The organism is Caulobacter sp. KR2-114, assembly GCF_049446115.1.
In the GTDB taxonomy this organism is placed as follows: Bacteria; Pseudomonadota; Alphaproteobacteria; order Caulobacterales; family Caulobacteraceae; genus Acaudatibacter.
The window spans coordinates 1-20,202 of the sequence record NZ_JBMSEC010000008.1 but is presented as its reverse complement, the minus strand read 5'-3'; the positions used below and the strand labels follow the sequence as shown (position 1 = coordinate 20,202).

At 70.9% G+C, this 20,202-nt stretch carries 25 protein-coding genes; 8 read left to right on the top strand and 17 right to left on the bottom strand.

Features of this window, described 5'->3' with window-relative positions; all coding sequences use genetic code 11:
* Nucleotides 1-10: 10 nt before the first annotated feature.
* A complete protein-coding gene (locus tag ACO2Q3_RS23805) occupies nt 11-1,786 on the bottom strand; it encodes an ABC transporter ATP-binding protein (RefSeq protein WP_423311239.1) in 1,776 nt (591 codons plus the stop codon).
* 242 nt (nt 1,787-2,028) lie between these two features.
* Here ACO2Q3_RS23805 and ACO2Q3_RS23800 point away from each other — a divergent pair, with 242 nt between their 5' ends.
* Nucleotides 2,029-2,694, top strand: coding sequence for a fused DSP-PTPase phosphatase/NAD kinase-like protein (locus ACO2Q3_RS23800; RefSeq protein WP_423311237.1), 666 nt, complete (start codon nt 2,029-2,031; stop codon nt 2,692-2,694).
* 55 nt (nt 2,695-2,749) lie between these two features.
* Here ACO2Q3_RS23800 and ACO2Q3_RS23795 read toward each other — a convergent pair whose 3' ends face one another.
* The 7 genes from ACO2Q3_RS23795 to ACO2Q3_RS23765 form a co-directional block, all read right to left on the bottom strand.
* Nucleotides 2,750-2,998 (bottom strand): DUF4170 domain-containing protein, encoded by a 249-nt coding sequence (locus tag ACO2Q3_RS23795; RefSeq protein ID WP_423311235.1) that lies wholly within the window; start codon nt 2,996-2,998, stop codon nt 2,750-2,752.
* A gap of 127 nt (nt 2,999-3,125) precedes the next feature.
* Complete coding sequence (locus ACO2Q3_RS23790; RefSeq protein ID WP_423311233.1) at nt 3,126-3,926, bottom strand: 3'(2'),5'-bisphosphate nucleotidase CysQ; 801 nt, start codon at nt 3,924-3,926, stop codon at nt 3,126-3,128.
* Entirely contained in the window at nt 3,923-5,254 is a 1,332-nt protein-coding gene (locus tag ACO2Q3_RS23785; protein WP_423311231.1) for a TldD/PmbA family protein, read from the bottom strand. The genes ACO2Q3_RS23790 and ACO2Q3_RS23785 overlap by 4 nt, the downstream gene beginning before the upstream one ends.
* Nucleotides 5,255-5,310: 56 nt before the next feature.
* Nucleotides 5,311-5,724: an MAPEG family protein gene (locus tag ACO2Q3_RS23780; protein ID WP_423311229.1), complete on the bottom strand. Its 414-nt coding sequence runs from the start codon at nt 5,722-5,724 to the stop codon at nt 5,311-5,313.
* A 129-nt stretch (nt 5,725-5,853) separates the two neighbouring features.
* Nucleotides 5,854-6,075: a YdcH family protein gene (locus ACO2Q3_RS23775; RefSeq protein ID WP_423311227.1), complete on the bottom strand. Its 222-nt coding sequence runs from the start codon at nt 6,073-6,075 to the stop codon at nt 5,854-5,856.
* A 73-nt stretch (nt 6,076-6,148) separates the two neighbouring features.
* Nucleotides 6,149-6,616 carry a TIGR02444 family protein gene (locus ACO2Q3_RS23770; RefSeq protein WP_423311225.1) on the bottom strand — a complete coding sequence of 156 codons (468 nt, stop codon included), beginning with the start codon at nt 6,614-6,616 and terminating at the stop codon, nt 6,149-6,151.
* 11 nt (nt 6,617-6,627) lie between these two features.
* Nucleotides 6,628-7,242, bottom strand: coding sequence for a UbiX family flavin prenyltransferase (locus ACO2Q3_RS23765; protein ID WP_423311223.1), 615 nt, complete (start codon nt 7,240-7,242; stop codon nt 6,628-6,630).
* A gap of 141 nt (nt 7,243-7,383) precedes the next feature.
* Here ACO2Q3_RS23765 and ACO2Q3_RS23760 point away from each other — a divergent pair, with 141 nt between their 5' ends.
* A complete protein-coding gene (locus ACO2Q3_RS23760) occupies nt 7,384-7,557 on the top strand; it encodes a YdcH family protein (protein WP_423311221.1) in 174 nt (57 codons plus the stop codon).
* A 120-nt stretch (nt 7,558-7,677) separates the two neighbouring features.
* Here ACO2Q3_RS23760 and ACO2Q3_RS23755 read toward each other — a convergent pair whose 3' ends face one another.
* The 5 genes from ACO2Q3_RS23755 to ACO2Q3_RS23735 all read right to left on the bottom strand — a co-directional run bounded on the left by ACO2Q3_RS23755 (nt 7,678) and on the right by ACO2Q3_RS23735 (nt 12,012).
* Nucleotides 7,678-8,364, bottom strand: coding sequence for a DUF1013 domain-containing protein (locus ACO2Q3_RS23755; RefSeq protein ID WP_423311219.1), 687 nt, complete (start codon nt 8,362-8,364; stop codon nt 7,678-7,680).
* Between the two features lie 150 nt (nt 8,365-8,514).
* Nucleotides 8,515-9,357, bottom strand: a complete 843-nt coding sequence (locus ACO2Q3_RS23750; protein WP_423311217.1) for a hypothetical protein — start codon at nt 9,355-9,357, stop codon at nt 8,515-8,517.
* A gap of 74 nt (nt 9,358-9,431) precedes the next feature.
* Nucleotides 9,432-9,698, bottom strand: a complete 267-nt coding sequence (locus ACO2Q3_RS23745; RefSeq protein WP_423311215.1) for a hypothetical protein — start codon at nt 9,696-9,698, stop codon at nt 9,432-9,434.
* Nucleotides 9,699-9,814: 116 nt separating this feature from the next.
* A complete protein-coding gene (locus ACO2Q3_RS23740; RefSeq protein ID WP_423311213.1) occupies nt 9,815-10,759 on the bottom strand; it encodes a ribose-phosphate diphosphokinase in 945 nt (314 codons plus the stop codon).
* A 275-nt stretch (nt 10,760-11,034) separates the two neighbouring features.
* Nucleotides 11,035-12,012 carry an NAD(P)H-quinone oxidoreductase gene (locus tag ACO2Q3_RS23735; protein ID WP_423311211.1) on the bottom strand — a complete coding sequence of 326 codons (978 nt, stop codon included), beginning with the start codon at nt 12,010-12,012 and terminating at the stop codon, nt 11,035-11,037.
* A gap of 72 nt (nt 12,013-12,084) precedes the next feature.
* On the opposite strand from ACO2Q3_RS23735, the gene ACO2Q3_RS23730 reads away from it, so the two are divergent.
* The gene (locus tag ACO2Q3_RS23730) at nt 12,085-12,291 is read left to right on the top strand and encodes a DUF1192 domain-containing protein (RefSeq protein ID WP_423311209.1); all 207 of its coding nucleotides are present in this window, start codon (nt 12,085-12,087) and stop codon (nt 12,289-12,291) included.
* A 99-nt stretch (nt 12,292-12,390) separates the two neighbouring features.
* Nucleotides 12,391-12,900: a DUF1465 family protein gene (locus ACO2Q3_RS23725; RefSeq protein WP_423311207.1), complete on the top strand. Its 510-nt coding sequence runs from the start codon at nt 12,391-12,393 to the stop codon at nt 12,898-12,900.
* A 220-nt stretch (nt 12,901-13,120) separates the two neighbouring features.
* Here ACO2Q3_RS23725 and rpmE read toward each other — a convergent pair whose 3' ends face one another.
* On the bottom strand, nt 13,121-13,348 hold the full coding sequence (gene rpmE, locus ACO2Q3_RS23720; RefSeq protein WP_242919548.1) for a 50S ribosomal protein L31: 228 nt from the start codon (nt 13,346-13,348) through the stop codon (nt 13,121-13,123).
* Between the two features lie 142 nt (nt 13,349-13,490).
* Between rpmE and ACO2Q3_RS23715 the strand changes: the two genes are divergently transcribed.
* Together ACO2Q3_RS23715 and ACO2Q3_RS23710 are read left to right on the top strand one after the other, a co-directional pair.
* Nucleotides 13,491-15,335, top strand: a complete 1,845-nt coding sequence (locus ACO2Q3_RS23715) for an ABC transporter transmembrane domain-containing protein (protein WP_423311206.1) — start codon at nt 13,491-13,493, stop codon at nt 15,333-15,335.
* A 104-nt stretch (nt 15,336-15,439) separates the two neighbouring features.
* Nucleotides 15,440-15,967: a hypothetical protein gene (locus tag ACO2Q3_RS23710; RefSeq protein WP_423311205.1), complete on the top strand. Its 528-nt coding sequence runs from the start codon at nt 15,440-15,442 to the stop codon at nt 15,965-15,967.
* A gap of 16 nt (nt 15,968-15,983) precedes the next feature.
* On the opposite strand, the gene ACO2Q3_RS23705 is transcribed toward ACO2Q3_RS23710, so the two are convergent.
* From ACO2Q3_RS23705 to ACO2Q3_RS23695, 3 genes are read right to left on the bottom strand one after another with little or no spacing between them, the layout of a single operon-like run.
* A complete protein-coding gene (locus ACO2Q3_RS23705; protein ID WP_423311203.1) occupies nt 15,984-16,877 on the bottom strand; it encodes a DUF6999 family protein in 894 nt (297 codons plus the stop codon).
* The gene (locus tag ACO2Q3_RS23700) at nt 16,877-17,584 is read right to left on the bottom strand and encodes an iron-containing redox enzyme family protein (RefSeq protein WP_423311201.1); all 708 of its coding nucleotides are present in this window, start codon (nt 17,582-17,584) and stop codon (nt 16,877-16,879) included. Before ACO2Q3_RS23700 ends, ACO2Q3_RS23705 begins: the two co-directional genes overlap by 1 nt.
* Nucleotides 17,584-18,723, bottom strand: a complete 1,140-nt coding sequence (locus ACO2Q3_RS23695) for a beta-ketoacyl-ACP synthase III (protein WP_423311199.1) — start codon at nt 18,721-18,723, stop codon at nt 17,584-17,586. Before ACO2Q3_RS23695 ends, ACO2Q3_RS23700 begins: the two co-directional genes overlap by 1 nt.
* Before the next feature lie 172 nt (nt 18,724-18,895).
* On the opposite strand from ACO2Q3_RS23695, the gene ACO2Q3_RS23690 reads away from it, so the two are divergent.
* On the top strand, nt 18,896-19,999 hold the full coding sequence (locus ACO2Q3_RS23690) for an aspartyl protease family protein (protein ID WP_423311197.1): 1,104 nt from the start codon (nt 18,896-18,898) through the stop codon (nt 19,997-19,999).
* An 83-nt stretch (nt 20,000-20,082) separates the two neighbouring features.
* A partial coding sequence (locus ACO2Q3_RS23685) for a helix-turn-helix domain-containing protein (RefSeq protein WP_423311614.1) occupies nt 20,083-20,202 on the top strand: 120 nt, incomplete at its 3' end.

Sequence of the window (20,202 nt, the reverse complement as noted above, 5' to 3'; positions counted from 1 at the left end):
GCCGGTCCGGTCATGAGCCGGCCGGCTCCAGGCGCTGACCGCCGGCCAGCCGGGCGTAGAGCCCCCCCGCCCGGACCAGCGCGGCGTGATCGCCGCGCTCGACCACGCGCCCGCCGTCGAGCACGTGGATGCACGCGGCGTCGCGCACGGTGGACAGCCGGTGGGCGATCACCAGGGTGGCGCGCCCGGCCATCAGCCGCTGCAGGGCGGCCTGCACCTGGGCTTCCGAGTCGCTGTCGAGGGCGCTGGTGGCCTCGTCGAGCAGCAGGATCGGCGCATCCTTGAGGAAGGCGCGGGCGATGGCGATGCGCTGGCGCTGTCCGCCGGACAGCCGCCCGCCGGCCTCGCCGACAGCGGTCTGGTAGCCGTCCGGCAGGGCGGCGATGAAGTCGTGCGCCGCCGCCGCCCGCGCCGCAGCCTCGATCTCGGCGGCGCTGGCGTTCGGCCGGGCGTAGGCGATGTTGGCGGCCACGCTGTCGTCGAACAGGAACGGCTCCTGGGTGACCAGGGCGATCTGCGCGCGCAGCGAGGCCAGGGTGACATCACGCACGTCGTGGCCATCCACGCTCACGCGGCCGGCGCCGACGTCGTAGAACCGCGGCGCCAGGTTGATCAGGGTGCTCTTGCCGGCCCCCGAAGGCCCCACCAGGGCGACCATCTCGCCGCGGCGCACCTCCAGGCTGACCTGCGACAGCACCGGCCGGCCGGGCTCGTAGGCGAAGTCCACCGCCTCGAACGCGAGGTGACCGTCCACCCGCTGCAGCGCCCGCGCGGTCGGCGTGTCCGTGATCGTCGGATGGCTGTCGAGCGCGGCCAGCAGCCGCCGGCCGGCGGCCGCGCCCTGGGCGATCACCGTGGTCTGGTTGGCCAGCTGCCGCAGCGACTGGCCCGCCACCAGCAGCGCGGCCAGGAAGGCCGCGAAGGCGCCCGCGTCGGGCGCGCCGGTGCTCGCCTTCCAGCCTTCGTAGCCGAGCACCGCGGCGGTGATCAGCATGGTCAGGGTCTCGGAGACCGGCGCCGCCGTGGCGCGGGCGTTGTCGCCGCTGACCAGATGCGCCTGTCGCCGGGCGATCACCTGGCCGATGCGCTCGGTCTCGGCCGCCTCGCGGCCCTCCAGCTTGACCACCCGCACGCCCGCCAGGCTCTCCAGGATCGCGCGCGCCAGGTCGGCGGTGGAGTCCATCGCCCCCTTGGCCGCCCGCGTCGTGCGGCGCGAATAGCGGCGCAGCACCGTCGCCGCCAGCGGTCCGCCCAGCAGGATCACCGCCGTCAGCCGCCAGTCCATCACCGCCATCACCCAGAGCGCGCCGATCAGCGCCAGCCCTTGCTGGATCAGCGACACCAGGCCGGCTGGCAGGGCCTCGCGCACCAGGCCGGCGTCATAGATCAGGCTGGTCACCCGGCCGCCACTATGCGCCCCGCGCAGATCCGCCAGGTCCGACCCCATCAGGGCGGCGAACAGGTCGCGCTGCAGGTCGCCGACCACGCCGTTGCCCACCCGGTTGGCGGCCAGCGCCTGGATCACCTGGGCCAGGCCCCGGCCCACCGCCAGGGCGCCGAGCAGCAGCGGGATGCGCAGCAGCGCCCCGGGCTTCGGATGCGCCACCAGGTCGTTCACCGCCGGCTGCAGCAGCTTCAGGAGCAGCCCCTGTAGCCCGGCGAACGTCGCCGCCGCGGCCAGGGCCAGGGCCAGCAGCGGCCACCGCGGCGCCAGATAGGTCCGCGCCAGTCGGCCGATCACCGCGCCTGCCAGGGCCTCTGGAGCTGAAGGGTGTGCCGCCGCCATCGCCGCAGGGGTCGGCCGTGGGCGGACGCAAGTCAAGCGGCCCCGCGCGCGGGGCCGCGCTAGATCTCCTCCCCCTTTGGGGGAGGGGGACACCTGAAAGGGGTGGAGGGGGCTCCAGCTTGACGCTGAAGTGTCGGTTTTCCGCTGGAGCCCCATCCCGGCCTTCGGCCGTACTTCCCCCAGTGGGGGAAGAGAAGCGTCTTTGCACCCCACCTCCACCTGGCCTACCTATCGGCCCGCCCATGTCCCGCTTCGACCTTTCCACCCCTGGCGGCCGGCTTCGCGCCCGTCTGGACTACCTCTGGAACGACCACGCCTACCTGCGGCTGGGCTTTTCCAACGCCCACCCCCTGCCGGGCGGGATGATCCGCGCCAATCAGCCCTGGCCTTTCCAGCTGCGGGCCTGGAAGCGGCGCGGGGTGAGGACCGTCGTCAACCTGCGCGGCGGCTTCGGCGCCAGCTTCTACGCCTTCGAGAAGGACGCCTGCGCGCGCCTGGGCCTGACCTTGCGCGACTTCACCGTCGCCTCGCGCGACGTGCCGACGGCGCAGCAGATCCGCGCGGCCAAGGCGTTGTTCGACAGCATCGAGTACCCGGCGCTGATGCACTGCAAGTCCGGCGCGGACCGGGCGGGGTTGATGGCGGTGCTGTACATGCACTTCCACGAGGGCCAGCCGATCCGCCAGGCGCTGCGCCAGCTCTCGCCGCGCTACCTGCACGTCCGCGCCGGGCTGACCGGCGTGCTGGACTACGTGTTCGAGCGCTACCTGACCGAGGCCGAGCCCAAGGGGATCAGCTTCCTCGACTGGGTGGAGAGCCCGGCCTACGACCCGGTGGCGATGAAGGCGCATTTCCGCGCCAACTGGTGGGGCCGGCTGCTGGTCGACCGGCTGCTGCGCCGGGAGTGAGCGGCGCCTCTCCTCCCACGCGCACGCGGGGGAGGAGAAGGAACCTTCGCGGCCCTCAATGATGGTGATCGTGATCCGGATGGTGGTCGGCGTCGGGGTCGAGCAGCTTGTGCGCGTGGATGATGAAATAGCGCATGTGCGCGTTGTCCACGGTGGCCTGGGCCTTCGATTTCCAGGCCTGGTAGGCCAGGGTGTAGTTCGGGTAGGCGCCGACCAGATCGATCTTCGACAGGTCGCGGAATTCGCTGCCGGTGACGTCCTTCAGTTCACCGCCGATCACCAGGTGCAGAAGCTGGTCGGACATGGATGCGAGGGCCCTTCGAGTGTCGAGCGCGATGCGGCGCTACGGCCGGATCATGCCCACCAAATTGTGAAGCCTGAGTATTTTCTTCGCCAAACGGCAGCCACGCTTGGCGGAAAATGCTTCAAAGCTATCGAAGCCTCTCGATAAGCCGGGTCTTTTCCAGGATCAACGGCGCAAGCCCGGGGGCCGCCGCCAGCAGCCCCGATTGCGTGGGATCGGGGCGGTTGTAGACGTAAGGCTCGCCCCGCCAGTCGCAGATCACGGCGCCCGCCTCGCGCGCGACCAGGTCGGCGGCGCCGAGGTCCCAGTCGCTCTTGCCACCCCAGGACACGGCCGCGTCGGCGGCGCCACAGGCCACCAGGCAGATCCGGTAGGCGAGGGAATTGCGGTCCTGGTAGCGCATCGCCGGCCAGGGCGTGGCCCACACCGCGTGCGTGAACAACGCCTGTTCGCTGACCATCACGGCGTCGTCCAGGTCCGTGCGCGCGCTGGGACGGATCGGCTCGCCGTTCAGATAGGCGCCGCCGCCGGCGATCGCGGTGAAGGTCTCGTCCAGCGCCGGGGCGAGCACTACCGAGGCGACCGGCGCCCCGTCCTCGACCACGGCGATGCAGACGCTGAACCAGGGCTTGTCCTTCACATAGGCGCGTGTGCCGTCGATCGGGTCGACCAGGAAGATCCGTCGCCGAGCGAGCCGTTCCGGATCGTCGGCGGTCTCTTCCGACAGCCAGCCATAGTCCGGCCGCGCCGAGCGCAGGCGTTCCTTCAGCAGGGCGTCCGCCGCCAGGTCCGCGTCGCTCACCGGGCTGTTGTTGGCCTTGTACTCGACCGACAGGCCCCGGGCGCGATGCTCCAGGATCAGCACGCCGGCCTCGCGGGCCGCCTCGACGATCAGATCGAGGTCGTCTGTGAGCGAGCTTTCCTTCACTTGCCCGCGATCGCCAGGCCGTCCACCAGCAGGGACGGGCTGTTGGAGGCTCCGCGGAACTCCAGGTCGGCGCCGGGCACGAGGCGGGCGTAGATGTCGAGCAGGTTGCCCGCCACGGTGATCTCGTTGACCGGATAGGCGATCTCGCCGTCCTCGAACCAGAAGCCGGAACAGCCCACCGACCAGTCGCCGGTGTTGGCGTTCAGCGACGGGCCGAACATCGAGTTGACCAGCACGCCGCGCCCGGCGTCCCTGATCAGCCCCGCCAGGTCCTTGTCGCCCGGCTTCAGGGTCAGGTTCGACGGGCCCACGCCGGGTGGCCCGGCGAGGCCGCGCGAGGCGTGGCCGGTGGTCTCCAGGCCAAGCTGCCGCGCGGAGCTGGAGTTCAGCAGCCAGGTGGTCAGCACGCCGTCGGCGATGATGTCCATCGGCTGGTTGACCACCCCCTCGTCGTCGAAGGGCGAGGAGCCCAGGCCGCGGATGCGGTGGGGGTCGTCGGTCAGCACGATGCCGCGGGCGAAGATCTGCTGGCCCAGCTTGTCCTTCAGGAACGAGACTCCGCGGGCCACGGACGGGCCGGCGATGGCCCCGATCAGCGGGCTCAGCAGCGACATCGCCAGGCGGTTCTCGAAGATCACCGGCGCGGTGGTGGAGGCGAGCTTGCGGGCGTTGAGCGCTGAGACGGCCCGGCGCCCGGCCTCGGCGCCGATGCTCCCAGGGCCAGGCAGGTCCTCGCGCCAGCGGGTGGCGCGGCCTTCGCCGCCACGCTCCATCGCCGCGCCCTCGCCGGCGATGCACTGGGCGGACAGGCCGAAGGTCGAGGCGCGGTACTCGCCGTAGAAGCCGTCGCTGGTCACCAGGCGCCAGGCGCTGGCCGACCAGCTGGCCGAACCGCCGTTGGAGTTGGTCACGCCCGGGACCGCCCGCGCGGCCTCCTCGGCCGTGCGCGCCTGCGCCTCCAGGGTCTCGGCGCCGAGTTCGGTGGGGTCGTAGACGGCGAGGTCGGCCTGAGGTCCGCGGGCCAGGCGCTCCTGCGGCGCGAGCCCGGCGTAGGGATCCTCCGGCGCCAGGCGGGCCATGGCCACCACCCGTTCCACCAGCTTGGCGCGGCCCTCGGCCGAGACGTCGGAGCCCGAGACCGACGCCTGGCGCTGGCCGACGAACACGCGCACGCCGAGGTCCCGCGCCTCCTCGCGCTCCACTTCCTCGAGCTCGCCAAGGCGCACGGTGACGGACAGGGCCTGGCGTTCGGCGAACGCGGCCTCCGCGGCGTCGGCGCCGGCCTTCAGCGCGGCGGCGACGACATCCTGCAACAGGTTTTGATCCATGCCCGGCGATATGGCCGATGCACCCAGCCGCCGCAAGTCGCGGTGGTCCGCACAGCCTAGATGAGCGCGAAGATCACCAGGGCGACGATCTGGAAGATGTAGGCCAGCCAGGTCAGCAGCATGCCGGCCGCGCGCAGGGCCGAGGCCGCATGCGAGCGGCTGAGCGCCACGGCGTGGATGGTCCGCCCCAGCAACAGCATGGCGCCGGCGATGTGCAAGGCCATGGGCGGGGCGCCCACCACCGTCAGGGCGATCAGCCCGCCGATCCCGGCCGGAACATATTCGGCGGCGTTGCCGAAGGCGCGGATCGCCCGGGCCAGCGAGGGCACCTCGCCGTCGCCGAACTCGACCTTGTGCGTCTGCCGCTGGCGCACCACCAGCAGCGACAACACCAGCATCAGCAACAGCAGCAGCGCCGACCAGAGCGCGGCCGCCTGGGCCGCCATGTGCAGCGCCGCGAACGGATCCATGAACCTTGTACCTCGCCCCCCGGCTTTCCCGCCCCCGGCGCCGAAGGCCGCGATTTGCGCCGCTCTCGCGCCGAAGGGCAAGCCGCAGCGCCTACTTTTCGGCGCAACGGCGTTCCGCGCCGCGTCGCCTCAGGCGATGATGTCCGGAGTCAGGCCGTCTTCCAGCTTGGTGATCTGGTCGCGCAGCACCAGCTTCTTCTTCTTCAGCCGGGCGACCTGCAGCTGGTCCGCCTGGGGCTGGGCCTCCAGGGCGCAGACCGCGGCGTCGAGATCCTGGTGCTCCTGGCGCAGATGGGCGATCTGAGCCCGGACCGCGGCCTCGGACTGAAGGTCTGGTTCGTCGTCGTTCATACGCTCTCGCACGCGCCGAGGTGGCGCTCCTGATGTAGCAGACACCCCCTGCACGGCAAGCGCGTGACGGCCTTCAGGCGATCGCGCCGGCCAGGACCTTCAGCAGCTTGAGCGGCGGCGCCTTCGCCCCGCCCCACGCCAGGGCGGCGGCGGCGAGCGCCCGCTCGGCGCCAGGGACCAGACCGGAGGTCTCCGGTGTGGCCGTCTCCAGCGCCTCCAGCAGCAGCCGTTCGGATTCCAGCTCCGCGGCCAGGATCGCCTGGCGCAGCCGCCCCTGGCCGTCGGCGGGGATCGTCGAGGGCAGGGTCTTCAGCCGCCGGCGCACGGCGCGCAGCGGCGCGGTGGCGGCGGTCTCCCAGGTGCGGGCGGTGAGCACGGCGTCGCCCAGCAGCCGGGCGTCCACCGGGCGGCCTTCCTTCAGGGCCCACAGCCGCCAGATCAGGAACGACACGCACTGGCCGTGGTCGTCCTGCAGCGACAGGCAGGCTGCCTCGACCTGGGGATCGGCGTACAGGCGCGTGGCGAAATCCCAGAGGCGCAAGCGTCAGTCCTTCACGAGGTCTGATTCGGTCCGTCCCCGGTGATCGGGGTCAGGCCCTCGCCCCACCGGCGCACAACGTCCCAGGAAAGTCCGAACAGGTCCAGCGCCCGTCCCACCGACTGGTCGATCATCTCTTCCAGGCTCTGCGGCTTTGCATAGAAGGCGGGCAGCGGCGGAGCGATGGTGGCCCCCATCTCGGCCAGCTTCACCATGGTGCGCAGGTGGCCCAGGTGGAACGGCGTCTCGCGCACCATCAGCACCAGCGGCCGGCGCTCCTTCAGCGTGACGTCGGCGGCGCGGGTGAGCAGGGAGCTGGTCACGCCGGTGGCGATCTCGCTCATGGTGCGAATCGAGCACGGCGCGACGATCATCCCGAGGGTGGAGAACGATCCCGAGGCCACGGCCGCGCCCACATCGCCCACCCGGTAGCTGACGTCGGCGCGCGCGGCGAGGTCGGCCAGGCTGAGGTCGGTCTCCTGCGCCAGGGTCAGGGCGGCGGCGCGGCTCACAATCAGGTGAGATTCCACGCCCAGGGCGCGGCAGGCGTCCAGCGCGCGGACGCCGTAGAGCACGCCGGAGGCTCCGGAAATCCCAACCACCAGGCGTCTTTGCTCGCCATCCGCCATCGTTCACGGCTCCGTTGCGGCGCGAAGCGGCGCCGGGGCGGCGCCCCGCCTGGGGAACCGCGGTGAAACTATATGTGATCTGACTATGTCCCGAGAGGGGTGTTTCCTTCTCAGTCGGACTTGCAAGAGGAGCCGCCAACCATGGCCATCGAAGCCCGTATCCGCGAACTCGGACTGCGTCACCAGACGCTCGACCGCGAGATCCAGGACGAGAGCACACGCCCGGCATGTGATGACGCCAGGCTCATGGAATTGAAGCGACAGAAGCTCCGGTTGAAGGAACAGATGGAATCGCTCAAGGCCCGAATGCACTGACAGGCCAGTGAACACGCCTTAGAATCGCCCACCGCCCTGACCGGCGGTCTGGCGAGGCTTCACCCAGCGGGGCGGCGTCTGAGACGCCGGCCCCGCATGGGATCGCCAGTCTTCTGATCTTCAGTCTTCGTCGTCGTCGAAATGGTCGGCTTCGACCGGATGATCGTCGTAGCCGTGATCCGGCTGGTCGTCGTGGTCGTCCTCGGCGAGGCCCGCCTCGGAGGCCGGGCGCAGCGACGGGCCCTCGGGCTCGACGATGCCGCGCTTGGCGTCGTCCTTGGCCTTCTTCTCGGCCGCCTTCTTGACCAGGGCGTCCAGCTCCAGCTGGGTCACCAGGCCCAGGGTCACCGGATCCACCGGCTTGATGTTGGCCGCGTTCCAGTGCGTGCGGTTGCGCACCTGGTCGATGGTGGCCTTGGTGGTGCCCAGCAGCTTGCTGACCTGGGCGTCGGTGACTTCCGGGTGGTTGCGCACGAACCAGGCGATGGCGTCCGGCCGGTCCTGGCGGCGCGACACGGGGGTATAGCGCGGCGCCTTCTTGGCCGGCTTCAGCAGCTCGGCGTGGCGGCTCTTCTGCGCCTTCATCCGGTACTTGGCGTCGTTCTGCGCCCGGTCGAGCTCTTCGCGGGTCAGCTGGCCGTTGGCGATCGGGTCGGCGCCGCGGATGTCGCGCGCCACTTCGCCATCGGCGATGCCCTTCACTTCAAGCGGGTGCAGGCCGCAGAAGTCGGCGATCTGCTCGAAGGTGAGGGAGGTGTTGTCGACCAGCCAGACGGCGGTCGCCTTGGGCATAAGGATATCGGTCATCTGGCGCCTTCGCTTCTTCCGGCGTGTTCCTAAAACAGCGGCGCCCGGCCTTTCGGCCGGGCGGTGTGTGAACTCTCTATAAGCCGTCCCCGGCGATTTTGAAACGTCAATCGCGCCCTGCGACCATCCGCACGAACACCCGCCGCTCCCCTACCATCCGTCGTAGTCAGGCCGGCGGTCGGCGTCCGCGCGGGAGGACCAGCTGCTGATCCGGTGGCAATCGCCGCCGCTCGCGTCGCAGCGGAAATAGGCGCAGCGGGCGCCGTCGTCGACGCAGCGGTATTGGGCCTGGCCGCTGTAGCGGTAGGCCGGCCGGGGCTCGGGACGGTTGGCGGCGTAGTCCTGGCCCTGATCCTCGTCATCGTCTTCGGCGTCGGCCGGCGGGTTCACCGGCGGGCGGTAGCCGCTCTGGCCGTCGGCTCCCTGACCGTAAGATTGCTGGCCGTACGGGTCCTGGCCGCCATTCCCCTGTCCGTAGGCGTTCGCGTAGTTGTCGCCGGAGTAGCCGCCGCCGCCGTAGCCGCCACCCCCGTAGCCGGCGCCGGGGGCCGTCGGGGCCGAGGCCCCCACCTGGTCCTGCCCGCCGGCGGCGGCGTATCCGTCCTCGCCGTCGCTGCTGTCGTAGCGCCGGTCGTAGCCGCCGGCCTGCGGCGGCTGGTCGTAACGGCGGTCGTAGCCCGGCGCGCCGGCCTGGCCGTCGTAGCGTCGGTCGTAGCCGCCGGTCGGGGCGTCGCCGTCGACGCCGCGGCTATAGTCGCGGGTCTCCCACTCGCTGGTGCGCTGGCAGCTCTCGCCGTTCTGGTCACACTGGAAATAGGCGCAGCGCGCCACGCCCGGCTCGCACCGGTATTCCTGGTCGGACTGGACGGAAGGCGGCTGCGCGCCGACGTCCTGGGCCCGCACGAGCTGTGGCGCGGCGACGAGGCCGGACACGCCGAACAGGGCGACGATCAGCGTCTTGAGGGAATTGGGCAGCAGAAACGGGCGGGCCATCGGGCAATCCTTCGAAGCCCCGCAGGCCTTGCGGCCGGCGGGGCGACGTCCCTTGCGGGAGTTTAGGTCAGAACCTAGCGCTGATACCAGCAGACTCGTTCGCCGTAGCGCCACGAACAGACCTGGTGGCCGTAGTACGGCGACCCATAGTGGTAGCGATGACGCCAGCGCCCGTCGTCGTGGTCGCGCCGGCCGTGCCAGTCGCGGTCGTGCGAGGCGCGGTAGTCCCGGTCGTGCCAGCGGTGATCGTTGTCCCAACCATTGTGATAAGGTTGAGCAGAGGCGGCGCCGGCGCCCAGCAAAGCGCTGGCGCTGGCGAGAGCAATGATCAGTTTCTTCATGGTCTTCACCCTGAAAGTCCTGTTTCCGTTAGTCCCCGTCGGCTTGAGTAACGTGCCTGGAGACAATGGGTTCACGGGATTTCAGGGCGGAAAACTATGGGGTGTCCGCGTCAAAACTACCGGGGCTGGAACAATGCGCTGACGGATTCACCGTCGTGGATGCGCCGGATGGCCTCGGCCAGCGCCGGGGCCACCGACAGCACCTTCAGCTTCTCGCCGCGGATCCCCTGGGGTATCGGCGCGGTGTCGGTGCAGACGATCTCGGACACCCCGTTCAGGGCGCCGATGCGCGCAACCGCCCCGGCGGCGAACAGGCCGTGCGTGCAGGCGACGCGGATCGAGCGCACCTTGTGCTCGTGCAGTCGGGCGATCAGCTCGATCACCGTCGAGCCCTTGGCGATCTCGTCGTCGAGGATGATCACGTCCCGCCCGGCGACGTCGCCGATGATGGCCGAGATGCGCACCTCGTCGTTCGGGAAGCGTTGCTTGGCCGCCGCAGCGACCGGCGTGCCGAGAAGGCGCGCGAACGCCGCCGCTTCCTTGGCGTAGCCGAGGTCGGGCGAGACGACCACGGTGTTCGACAGGTCCAGCTGCCGGAAGTGCGCCGCCAGCTCGTTCAGCGCGTGCAGGTGGTCGACCGGGATGTTGAAGAAGCCGTGCACCTGCGGCGAGTGCAGCGCCATGGCCAGCACCCGGTTTGCGCCGGCGGTGACCAGCAGGTCGGCCACCAGCCGTCCGCCGATCGAAATGCGCGGCGCGTCCTTCTTGTCGGAGCGGGAATAGGCGTAGTGCGGGATCACCGCGGTGATGCGGCCGGCCGAGGCGCCGCGGGCCGCGTCCAGCATCAGCAGCAGCTCCACCAGATGCTCCTGCACCGGCGTCACCACCGGCTGGATCAGGAACACGTCGCGTTCGCGGCAGTTGTCCTGCAGCTGCACCTCCAGGCAGTCGTTGGCGAAGCGGCTGAGCTTGGTCGGCGACAGCGGGATGTTCAGCTCCGCGCAGATCGCCTCGGCCAGCGCCGGGTGCGCAGTTCCGCTGAAGACGGCGATGCCCCTCACGCGCGCACTCCTCATTGTCGGCAGACGCCGGGCTTATGCGGGCCAGGAGCGATTCCGGCAAGGCGTCCAGGGCGCGAACCGGCCAGGGCGGAACCCCTCACCCTCCCACGCCAGCCGCTTCGCGCCTGCCGCGGGCCCCTCCCTCTCCCGGTGGGAGAGGTGAAGACAGAGGACGGCCTGAAGCTTGGCGCGCGAAATTCACCTCTCCCGCAGGGAGAGGGAGGGGCCCATGGCGCAGCCATGGGAGGGTGAGGGGTTCCGCCCTTTCCGACTGCCTAGGCCACCGTCAGCAACACCTTGCCCAGGTGGGCGCCGTTCTCCAGCGTCGCGTGCGCCTTGGCTGCCTCCACCAGCGGGAAGGTGTGGTCGACGATGGTCTTCATCTTGCCGGCCTCCAGCCAGGGCCAGACCACCCGCTCGATCTCGGCCGCCAGCCGCGCCTTCTCGTCGGCCGAGCGCGGGCGCAGGGTCGATCCGGTGATGGTGGCGCGCTTCTGCATCATCCGGCCGATCGGCAGCTGCACCGCGCCGCCGCCCAGCGAGGCGATGTAGACGATCCGCCCGCCGGTGTTCAGGGCCTCCAGGTTCTTGGCGAAATAGTCGCCCCCGACCATGTCCAGCACCACGTCGACGCCGCCTTGCGCCGTGGCCACGGCCTCGAAGTCCTCGGTCGTGACGTCCACCGACACGTCCGCGCCCAGCGCCTTGGCCTGCGCGGCCTTCTGTGCGCCACGGCTGGTGGCGATCACCTTGGCGCCGGCGGCCTTGGCCATCTGGATCGCCGTGACGCCGATGCCCGACGTCGCGCCGTGCAGCAGCAGGGTCTCGCCGGCCTTCAGCTGTCCGCCCTCGAACACGTTGGCGTAGACGGTGAACACCGTCTCGGGCAGGCCGGCGGCCTCGACGAAGCCGAACCCCCTGGGCAGGGGCAGGGCGTGGCGCGCGTCGCAGACGGCGTACTCGGCATAGCCGCCGCCGCCCAGCAGGGCGCAGACCACGTCGCCCGCCTTCCAGCGGCCCGCGCCCTCGACCACCTCGCCCGCCACTTCCAGGCCCAGGGTCGCCGGCGCCCCGGGCGGGGGCGGATAGAAGCCCTGGCGCTGGATCAGGTCGGGCCGGTTGACCCCGGCCGCCTTCACCCGGATCAGGATCTGGCCAGGGCCCGGCGACGGCCGCTCGATCTGTTCGGCCTTCAGGGCCTCGGCGGGCCCCTTGCCGCCCTCGACGGCAATGGCGGTCATCATCTGGCTCATCCTGGGCGCTCCCGATCTTGCGTGTGCGGCGTCTGGCGGGTCAGATAGCGAGCAAACCGCGTGGAGGCCAGGATGGCGGAAGAACCGGCAGAGATCCGGCGGGGGCGGGGACAGGCGCTGATCGACCTGGCCCGCGAGGACCTCGAACTCTACGGCGTCGGTGAGCTGGAGGAGCGCATCGAGGCGCTGCAGGCCGAGATCGCCCGCTCGCGTGCGCAGATGCAGCGCAAGCAGGCCGGCCGCGCGGCGGCCGATGCATTGTTTTCAAAAAGAGATTAGGTTGCGCCCCGGCTGGTTCGATCCGGGACGGATCGGCTCTGGCACGGGGGTTGCAGACGCGGGGTAGGGCCGCGTGTGGGGCCGGAGCGAGGTGTGCGAATGAGCAGTGCAGGCGTCGGTGAAACGGCCCAGTGGCGGGCGGAGGTCATCCAGGACTTCGCGCGCTCGGAGCTGTTCGAGCGCACCTTCCAGGAAGGCATGGAGCTGGTCGAAGAGACCGCCGCCTATCTGGACGGCGCCGGCCGCCAGGACTCCAAGCTGTTGTCGCGCAACGCCGCGCTGGCTTACGCCGCCGAAAGCATGCGCCTGACCACCCGGCTGATGCAGGTCGCCAGCTGGCTGCTGGTGCAGCGCGCCGTGCGCGAAGGCCACATGGCGCCGACGGCCGCCTGCGACGCCAGCTACCGCCTGGGCGGGGAGACCCCCGCCTCCAGCCAGGCCGAAGCCCTGCCGAGCCCGCTCAGCCAGCTGCTGGAGCGGTCCGAGCGGCTCTACGAGCGCGTACGCCACCTGGATCGGCGCATGTACGTCGAGGCTGACGACAGCCAGCCCACCACCTCGCCGGTGCTGGCGCAGATGGCGCGACTGAAGGACGCATTCGGGGGGTAGGGGCAGGCCCCTCACCCAACCCTCTCCCCGCAAGCGGGGCGAGGGCTGCACCCGCGTGAACCCTGCAGCTTCCAAGCCCTCGCCCCCATTGGGGGAGAGGGTTGGGTGAGGGGGGCGCGCTGACCGTCAGGCAAATCCCAAACGACGAAACGACAAAAGGCCCGCGCCGGTCAGGCGCGGGCCTTTGCGATTCCGCAAGGCCCCCGAGGGGCCTGGCGGCTTACTTCTTGCCGGTGAAGGCGCCGAACTTGGCGTTGAAGCGCGACACCCGGCCGCCCCGGTCCAGCAGCGTCTGGTTGCCGCCGGTCCACGCCGGGTGGGTCTTGGGATCGATGTCCAGGTTCAGCGTCGCGCCTTCCTTGCCGTAGGTCGAGCGCGTCTGGTACGTCGTGCCGTCCGTCATCACCACGGTGATGAAGTGGTAGTCGGGATGAGTGTCTTGTTTCATGGGGCTGTCGGACCGACTTGAAGGCTGGACGGAAGAGCCGTCATCAAGAACGGCTCGCTGAAGAACGCGCGCCTATACACGAGGCGGGTCCCTGAGTGCAAGGGGGCGCGCGCGCCAGGCGTCTTAGTGCAAGGACCGAAGTATGGCTGACGATGTCGCGCGGGCCGAGGGCCGGCCAGGCGCGGGGGAACTCCTCAAGGCGGACCTGGCGGCCGCCGCCGCGGGCCGCGAGAAGCGCCGCGATCTGAAGCCGCTGCGCTATCTGGCGCCCTTCGTTCGCGCGCACCGCGGCGACGCCTTCCTCGCCGGCGGCTTTCTGCTGCTGTCCACCAGCGCCAGCCTGGGCCTGACCTGGGCGGGGCGGCTGCTGGCCGACAAGGGCTTCGCCTCCGGCAACGCCCACCAGCTCGGCCTTTGGTTCCTGATCGCGGGCGCCGTCGTGCTGACCCTGGCCGGGGCGACCGCCGGGCGGTTCTATTTCATCTCCAAGCTCGGCGAGCGGGTGGTGGCCGATATCCGGGTCGCCCTCTATCGCCACGTCATGACCCTGGACCAGGCGGCGTTCCTCAACATCCGCGTGGGCGAGGTGCTCTCGCGGATGACCACCGACCTGACCATCGTCGAGAACATGGTCGGCTCGTCGATCTCCGTGGCCCTGCGCAACTTCCTCACCCTGATCGGGGCGCTGGCCCTGCTGATCGTGGTCAGCCCAGCCTTCACCGGCTTCGTCGTGCTGCTGGCCGCCCTGGTGATCGTGCCGCTGTTCGTCACCGGCCGGCAGGTCCGGCGGTTGTCCGTCAACGCCCAGGAACGCTTCGCCGGCGCCGTCACCTACGCGGGCGAGACCCTGGACGCCCTGGAGACCATCCAGGCCTTCGGACGCCAGAAGCGGGCCGGGGATCGTTTCGCCGGCGCCGTGGAGGGCGCCTTCCAGGCCTCGCTAAAGCGCATCGGCGCGCGGGCCTTCATGACCGCCCTGGTGATGGTGCTGATCGCCGGCGGCGTCGGCGTGGTGCTGTGGCAGGCGTCGGTGGCGGTGTTCGTGCATCACACCATGAGCGGCGGCACCCTGCTGCAGTTCGTGTTCCTGTCGGTGATGGCGGCCGGCTCGGTCGGCGCCCTGGGCGAGACCTATGGCGATCTGCAGAAGACCGCTGGCGCCATGGACCGCATCGCCGAACTGCTGTCGGCCGAACCCGCGATCGCCGCGCCGCCCGCGCCCACGCCGCTGCCGTCGCCCGCCCGCGGCGCGCTGGCCCTGCGCCACGTGGACTTCGCCTATCCCGGCCGGCCCGACCTGCCGGCGCTGCATGGCTTCGACCTGACCGTCCAGCCGGGCGAGCGGGTGGCGCTGGTGGGACCGTCCGGGGCCGGCAAGAGCACGGTCTTCCGTCTGCTGCTGCGGTTCTACGATCCGCAGGCCGGGCAGGTGATGGTGGACGGCGTCGACCTGCGCGAGGCCGACCCGGACGAGGTGCGCGCGCGCATGGCCCTGGTGGCCCAGGATGCGGCGCTGTTCTCCGGTTCGGCGCTGGAGAACCTGCGCTTCGGCCGCGAGGAGGCCAGCGTCGAGGAGCTCAAGGCCGCCGCCCGCGCGGCCGAGGCGGCCGCCTTCCTGGAAGCCCTTCCGGAAGGCTACGACACCCCGCTGGGCGAACGCGCCAAGACCCTCTCGGGCGGACAGCGGCAGCGCCTCGCCATCGCCCGCGCCCTGGTGCGCAATGCGCCGATCCTGCTGCTCGACGAGGCCACCAGCGCCCTCGACGCCGAGAACGAGCGCCTGGTGCAGCGCGCCCTGCACGACGCCATGGCCGGCCGCACCACCCTGGTGATCGCCCACCGCCTGGCCACCGTGCTGGAGGCCGACCGCATCGTGGTGATGGACCAGGGTCGGGTGGTGGAGGAAGGCAAGCACAGCGAGCTGATCGCCCGCGGCGGCCTCTACGCCCGCCTGGCGCGTCTCCAATTCGGGGACCAGGCGGCCTAGCCCCTCGGCGCGGCAAGCTTCGCCGGGCGCGGGAACCGTGTTATCTCAGCACCCGGACAACCGCGGACACGCGGGACGGGGAGAGTGGGTCGGGGAGAAGCGCCGTGCGCCTGGCGATCATCGGACTGGCGGGGTTGCTGCTGCTGGCCGGCTGTTCCAAGCCGTCGCCGGGCGCTGCCGGCAAGGATGCGCGGGCGGCGTCGCCCGCCGCCAGCGCCGCGGCCAGCCCGCCGATCGAGGGAACCTTCTACGGCAACGGCAAGCCGGGATCGCTGAACTTCGTCGGCGCCTATGCCGACGATCCGTTCGACGGCAAGCCGGTGACGGCCGTCGTGCTCTCGTCCCAGGACCAGGCCGGCCACGCCAAGCCGGTGTTCGATGCGGTGTTCGGCAAGCTCGGCGACGCGATCGTCGCCAAGATCGAACCGGACGGCAGCCTGATCGGCGTCGACGTGGTCAACTCCGGCCTGCAGAGCCCCAGCGGCTCGATCTCCCTCTCCGGCGTGGTCACGCTGAAGGACTATCACGCCGAAGGCGGCCAGATCTCCGGGCGGCTGACCACGGGCGGCGATGTCGACGTGTTCGGCCAGAAGCTGCAGATCGACGTCAGCTTCCGCACCAAGGCGCCGTAGGGCGCGGGCCCGGTCCCTAGGCGGCCATCGGCAGCCCGGCCGCCTGCCGCGCCTTCATCTGCCGCAGCCAGCCATGCAGCGCCTCGCAGTCCAGCCCGTGCAGCATCAGCCGGCGGGCCGCGCCGAAGGGGGAGGCCGGCATCAGTGGGCAGCCGTTCTTGACGAAGTTGAGGTGGTAGTCCGACCCCAGGATCCGCGCGACGTAGATGGCGATGGTCTCGTCCAGCTGCAGCGAATGGGCGGCCCGTTCGAAGTCGTCGCGGGGCAGCATCAGGGCGTAGAGCGGCAGGTAGGCCTCGATCGCCGTCTGCACGTCGATCACGTTGAGCGGGCCGGCCGGCAGCGGCTCCAGGTCGAACGGGCCGTCGGAGATCATCGAGAAGTCCAGCTGCGCCGGCGGCGACAGCTCGCGACCCTGTTCGCGCAGGCCCGCGTTCAGCTGGATCACGAAGTTGAACACATTCAGGTCGTGCTGCAGGAAGGCGTCGTCCTGCAAGGCCCGCAGCGTCCGGGGTCGCAGGGGCGTGGTGTCGATCCGCACCGGGCCGGCGTTGGCGGCGATGAAGCCCAGCAGCTCCGTGCCGATGTGGAAGTGTCGCAGGATCAGCCGGTTGGCCTGCGGGCTGGCGAAGCGGCGAAGGCCCCAGTGGATCAGCCGGTGCAGGACGCCGTTGAGGTTCGGTCGCCGCGGCGACAGGGTTCTCAGGCCGCGCGCGACGACCATCAACGCCCACAGGCCCGGCCGGATCGCCGGCGCCAGCCAGCGCCGCGACCCCGACCGCGCGCCGGACACCAGCGCCGTCTTGGCCTCGTCCGCCAGCGGCAGGCTGCGGTCCAACCACAGGGCCCGCCAACGGTCGGGCTGGCGCGGGTCGTAGGCGGCGGTGGGGTCGAAGTCGGGCGGGCGCATCACGCCATCTCCTCGATCTGCAGCACGTAGAGCCGGGCGGTGACCTCCGCCGTGCGGACGATGCGCCGGGCCGCGGCCGGGTCGGGCAGCACGGGACGCAGCATCGCCTCGAATTCCTCGATGTGATCGGCGTCGTTCTCGCCATGATAGACCAGGAAGCGCACTGCCGCCTCCGGCAGGTCCAGGCGCTTCTGCGCCAGGCGGCCCCATTCCAGCGCCTTGAACCGGCCCAGGCCCTCGATGATCCACATGGCGCCCAGCAGGCCCACCGGCTCGGGCTGCGAGGCCTGGTGGAACATCCAGGCCGAAAGCGCCTCGGCGCCGATGTTCTTCTCCGCCCCCTGGATCGCGGCCAGCGCGCCGCCGGCGGCCACATAGTCGGCCTCGAGCATGCGGAAGTCGCGATGCTCCGCCACGGCGTGGCGCATCAGCCGCGAGCGCAGCTCCAGCCGCGCCTCGCCGAGGTTGGAGGCCGCCCGCGACATCCACAGCGCGCCGTCCTTCACCTGCTGGCGCAGGCCGCAGAGGAATCCGCGATAGTCCTCAAGGGTGAAGCGGCCGCGGCTCAGGCGACGGATCAGCGGCGTCTGCGCCAGCCGGCTCTCGAAGTCAGTGAAGACGATCGCCAGGCGGCGCAGGACGTCGGCGGTGTCGCTCCCGCCGGCGAGGGCGGGCGCGGCGGGCGGCAAGGTGGCGGCGGCGACCATCACACCGCCTCCAGCATCATGAAGCCGACCAGGGCGCGGCCGCTCTCCGGCACCACGCAGAGCACCTTCTGCCCCCGCTCCAGCCGCCCGCTCTTCACCAGCTCGTCCAGTATCACCCAGATCGAGGCCGAGCCGATGTTGCCCACCGTGGCGAGGTTCGAGAACCACTTCTCCGGCGGGATGGCGCCGGCGGTCCGCTCCAGCAGCCCCATCAGCTCGTCGCGCAGCGACTGCGCCGAATAGTGGCAGAGCAGCCAGTCGACCGCCTCGGGACGGATGCGCCCCTCGTCGACCTTCTTCAGGTAGACGCCCACCCAGGCGCGGATCACCCGCTTGAGCAGCTCGAAGTCCTGCAGCAGGGCGATGGCGCCGGCCGCGTGCGCGGCGGCGGGACCGGCCTGGCTCCAGGCATGCGTGGCGTCGCCGCGGTCCTCGGCGGCGGCGGCCCCCGCCCACATGCACGGCTCGAAGGCCCCGGCCAGGGACACCACGTCGATGTGGTCGATGCGCAGCGACAGGCCCAGCGGCCGTGGTGCGGGCTCGATGACGACCGCGCCGGCGCCGTCCGACAGGGTGAAGCGCAGGAAATCCGCCTCGGCGGCCAGCCGACCCTTGGCGTCCACCAGCGCGGTGCCCTCGTAGAACGCGGGCCGGAACCAGCGCGACGAGAACTCCCCGGCGCAGGCGGCGGCGACGTCGTGCTCGCCGGCGCGCACGTTCAGCCAGGCGGCCTTGGCGGCCATCAGCGCCGAGCCGCACACCGACTGGAAGCTGGCCACCTCCAGCGCGCCGCCGCCGAGTTCGCCGTGCACGGTCACGCCATGCCCGGGCACCAGGTAGTCCCCTTGGGTGGTGGCGGCCGCCAGGTAGTCCAGGTCGGCGTGACCCAGGCCGGCGTCGTCCAGCGCGGCCCGCACCGCCTTGGCGCACATGCCGGCGTTGCTGTCGGTGGGCCGCCCGTCGGCGTCCAGGGCGTAGTGCCGGGTCTTCACGCCGTTCCACTGCAGCGCCCTGCGGCCGAGCAGGCTGGGACGTCCGCCGATGCGGCCGATGCGGTCCTCGATCTGGTCGTTGCCCACCGGCAGGCCGGGCAGGAAGGCGCCGGCGCCGGTGATGTAGGCGTCTCTGAGCTGGGTCATGGTCTCCAATTCCCCGTTGACGGGTGGGGAATACGACGCGGTCTCAAGCAATGCAAGTGAGTACTCACTCACAAAAATGAGAGGCGCGGTTGATGCCGCACAGGATGTGAGCCGCACAGGCTCTCGACGGCGCGCGGCTGCCCGCTTAGCTTGCAGCCGCAGGGGGTGCGTCATGAGCTTGAGCGGTCAGGATCCGGCGGCGGAGCGCCGCGAGCCATCGCTGTTCATCAGATCCACGGCGCCGCCTCGCCCGGCGCGGCGCATGGGGGGCGTGAACGTCCCGGTGCTGGTGGTGGGCGGCGTGGTCGCGGCGCTGGCGATCTTCGCCGGCTTCACCCTGCTGGCCCCGCACTCGGCGCTGATGGACAGCCTCAACGGGGCGACCCCCAGCATCAGCGAGGCGAAGACCTGCCTGCGCGACCGCGACTTCAACTGCGCCGAGGCGGACCTGCGCGCCTACATGCGCAAGTACCCCAACGACGCCAACACCGGGGCCTTGCTGGCCATCACCCTGACCCAGGACGGCCAGCACAAGGAGGCGTTGCCCTACTACAGGAAGGCGGTGGCCGACGGCGTGTCGACCTACGACCTGTTCGCCAACTACGCCATCAGCCTGGACACCACCGGCCAGACCGACGAGGCGATCAAGCAGAACTACGCGGCCCTGAAGCTGGTCCCCAACCTGGTGGACGTGCGCGGCGCCCTGGCCGACCAGCTGGTCAAGCGCGGCAAGGTGCAGGAAGCCCTGACCGTGCTGGAAGGCTTCGACCAGACGCTGCAGGACGAGGGCCAGCCGCCGTACTTCGCGGCCAAGTCCAGCCAGATCCGCGCCCGGTTCCATCTCGCCGCCGCCGGCCCGGCCGCCGCCGCGGGTCCGGTGGGCGCGCCGGCCCCTGAAGTCGCCCTGCAGGCCGAGAACGGCGCCCTCTACGTCCCGGCCCTGGTGGACGGGGCGATCACCCTGCGCTTCGTGGTCGACAGCGGCGCCAGCGACGTGGTGATCCCGGGCGACGTCGCACGCACCCTGATGCGGATGGGCAAGCTGTCGAGCGCCGACTATCGCGGCGTGGGCATGGCGATCCTGGCCGACGGCTCGCGGGTGCCGGCGCAACGCGTGGTGCTGCACTCGCTGACGGTCGGCGGGCACGAAGTGAAGGACGTGCTGGCCTCGATCACCGACGCGCGCGGCTCACTGCTGCTGGGCCAGAGCTTCCTGCGCCACTTCAAGTCCTGGTCGATCGACAACCGCCGTCACGTGCTGGTGCTGCAGGGCTAGAGCGGGTTCCTTTCTGACGGAATCGGGGTTCCCAAATCAGCGGGGAGCTGATTCACCCTGGCTGCTGGGGGAGGCCAGCTGGGATGACGGCTCCTTACTCGATGGATCTTCGGGCGCGGGCGATGGCGCGCCGGGCTGCGGGCGAGACGCATCGCGAGATTGCGGCTGCGCTGCAGGTGGCGCCCTCGTGCATATCGAAGTGG

Excerpts from the sequence above, each read along its gene's own strand:
- ACO2Q3_RS23805 (WP_423311239.1), bottom strand. The coding sequence starts at position 1,786 with ATGGCGGCGGCACACCCTTCAGCTCCAGAGGCCCTGGCAGGCGCGGTG.
- ACO2Q3_RS23800 (WP_423311237.1), top strand. The coding sequence starts at position 2,029 with ATGTCCCGCTTCGACCTTTCCACCCCTGGCGGCCGGCTTCGCGCCCGT.
- ACO2Q3_RS23795 (WP_423311235.1), bottom strand. The coding sequence starts at position 2,998 with ATGTCCGACCAGCTTCTGCACCTGGTGATCGGCGGTGAACTGAAGGAC.
- ACO2Q3_RS23785 (WP_423311231.1), bottom strand. The coding sequence starts at position 5,254 with ATGGATCAAAACCTGTTGCAGGATGTCGTCGCCGCCGCGCTGAAGGCC.
- ACO2Q3_RS23780 (WP_423311229.1), bottom strand. The coding sequence starts at position 5,724 with ATGGATCCGTTCGCGGCGCTGCACATGGCGGCCCAGGCGGCCGCGCTC.
- ACO2Q3_RS23775 (WP_423311227.1), bottom strand. The coding sequence starts at position 6,075 with ATGAACGACGACGAACCAGACCTTCAGTCCGAGGCCGCGGTCCGGGCT.
- ACO2Q3_RS23765 (WP_423311223.1), bottom strand. The coding sequence starts at position 7,242 with ATGGCGGATGGCGAGCAAAGACGCCTGGTGGTTGGGATTTCCGGAGCC.
- ACO2Q3_RS23760 (WP_423311221.1), top strand. The coding sequence starts at position 7,384 with ATGGCCATCGAAGCCCGTATCCGCGAACTCGGACTGCGTCACCAGACG.
- ACO2Q3_RS23755 (WP_423311219.1), bottom strand. The coding sequence starts at position 8,364 with ATGACCGATATCCTTATGCCCAAGGCGACCGCCGTCTGGCTGGTCGAC.
- ACO2Q3_RS23750 (WP_423311217.1), bottom strand. The coding sequence starts at position 9,357 with ATGGCCCGCCCGTTTCTGCTGCCCAATTCCCTCAAGACGCTGATCGTC.
- ACO2Q3_RS23745 (WP_423311215.1), bottom strand. The coding sequence starts at position 9,698 with ATGAAGAAACTGATCATTGCTCTCGCCAGCGCCAGCGCTTTGCTGGGC.
- ACO2Q3_RS23735 (WP_423311211.1), bottom strand. The coding sequence starts at position 12,012 with ATGAGCCAGATGATGACCGCCATTGCCGTCGAGGGCGGCAAGGGGCCC.
- ACO2Q3_RS23730 (WP_423311209.1), top strand. The coding sequence starts at position 12,085 with ATGGCGGAAGAACCGGCAGAGATCCGGCGGGGGCGGGGACAGGCGCTG.
- ACO2Q3_RS23725 (WP_423311207.1), top strand. The coding sequence starts at position 12,391 with ATGAGCAGTGCAGGCGTCGGTGAAACGGCCCAGTGGCGGGCGGAGGTC.
- rpmE (WP_242919548.1), bottom strand. The coding sequence starts at position 13,348 with ATGAAACAAGACACTCATCCCGACTACCACTTCATCACCGTGGTGATG.
- ACO2Q3_RS23715 (WP_423311206.1), top strand. The coding sequence starts at position 13,491 with ATGGCTGACGATGTCGCGCGGGCCGAGGGCCGGCCAGGCGCGGGGGAA.
- ACO2Q3_RS23705 (WP_423311203.1), bottom strand. The coding sequence starts at position 16,877 with ATGCGCCCGCCCGACTTCGACCCCACCGCCGCCTACGACCCGCGCCAG.
- ACO2Q3_RS23700 (WP_423311201.1), bottom strand. The coding sequence starts at position 17,584 with ATGGTCGCCGCCGCCACCTTGCCGCCCGCCGCGCCCGCCCTCGCCGGC.
- ACO2Q3_RS23695 (WP_423311199.1), bottom strand. The coding sequence starts at position 18,723 with ATGACCCAGCTCAGAGACGCCTACATCACCGGCGCCGGCGCCTTCCTG.
- ACO2Q3_RS23690 (WP_423311197.1), top strand. The coding sequence starts at position 18,896 with ATGAGCTTGAGCGGTCAGGATCCGGCGGCGGAGCGCCGCGAGCCATCG.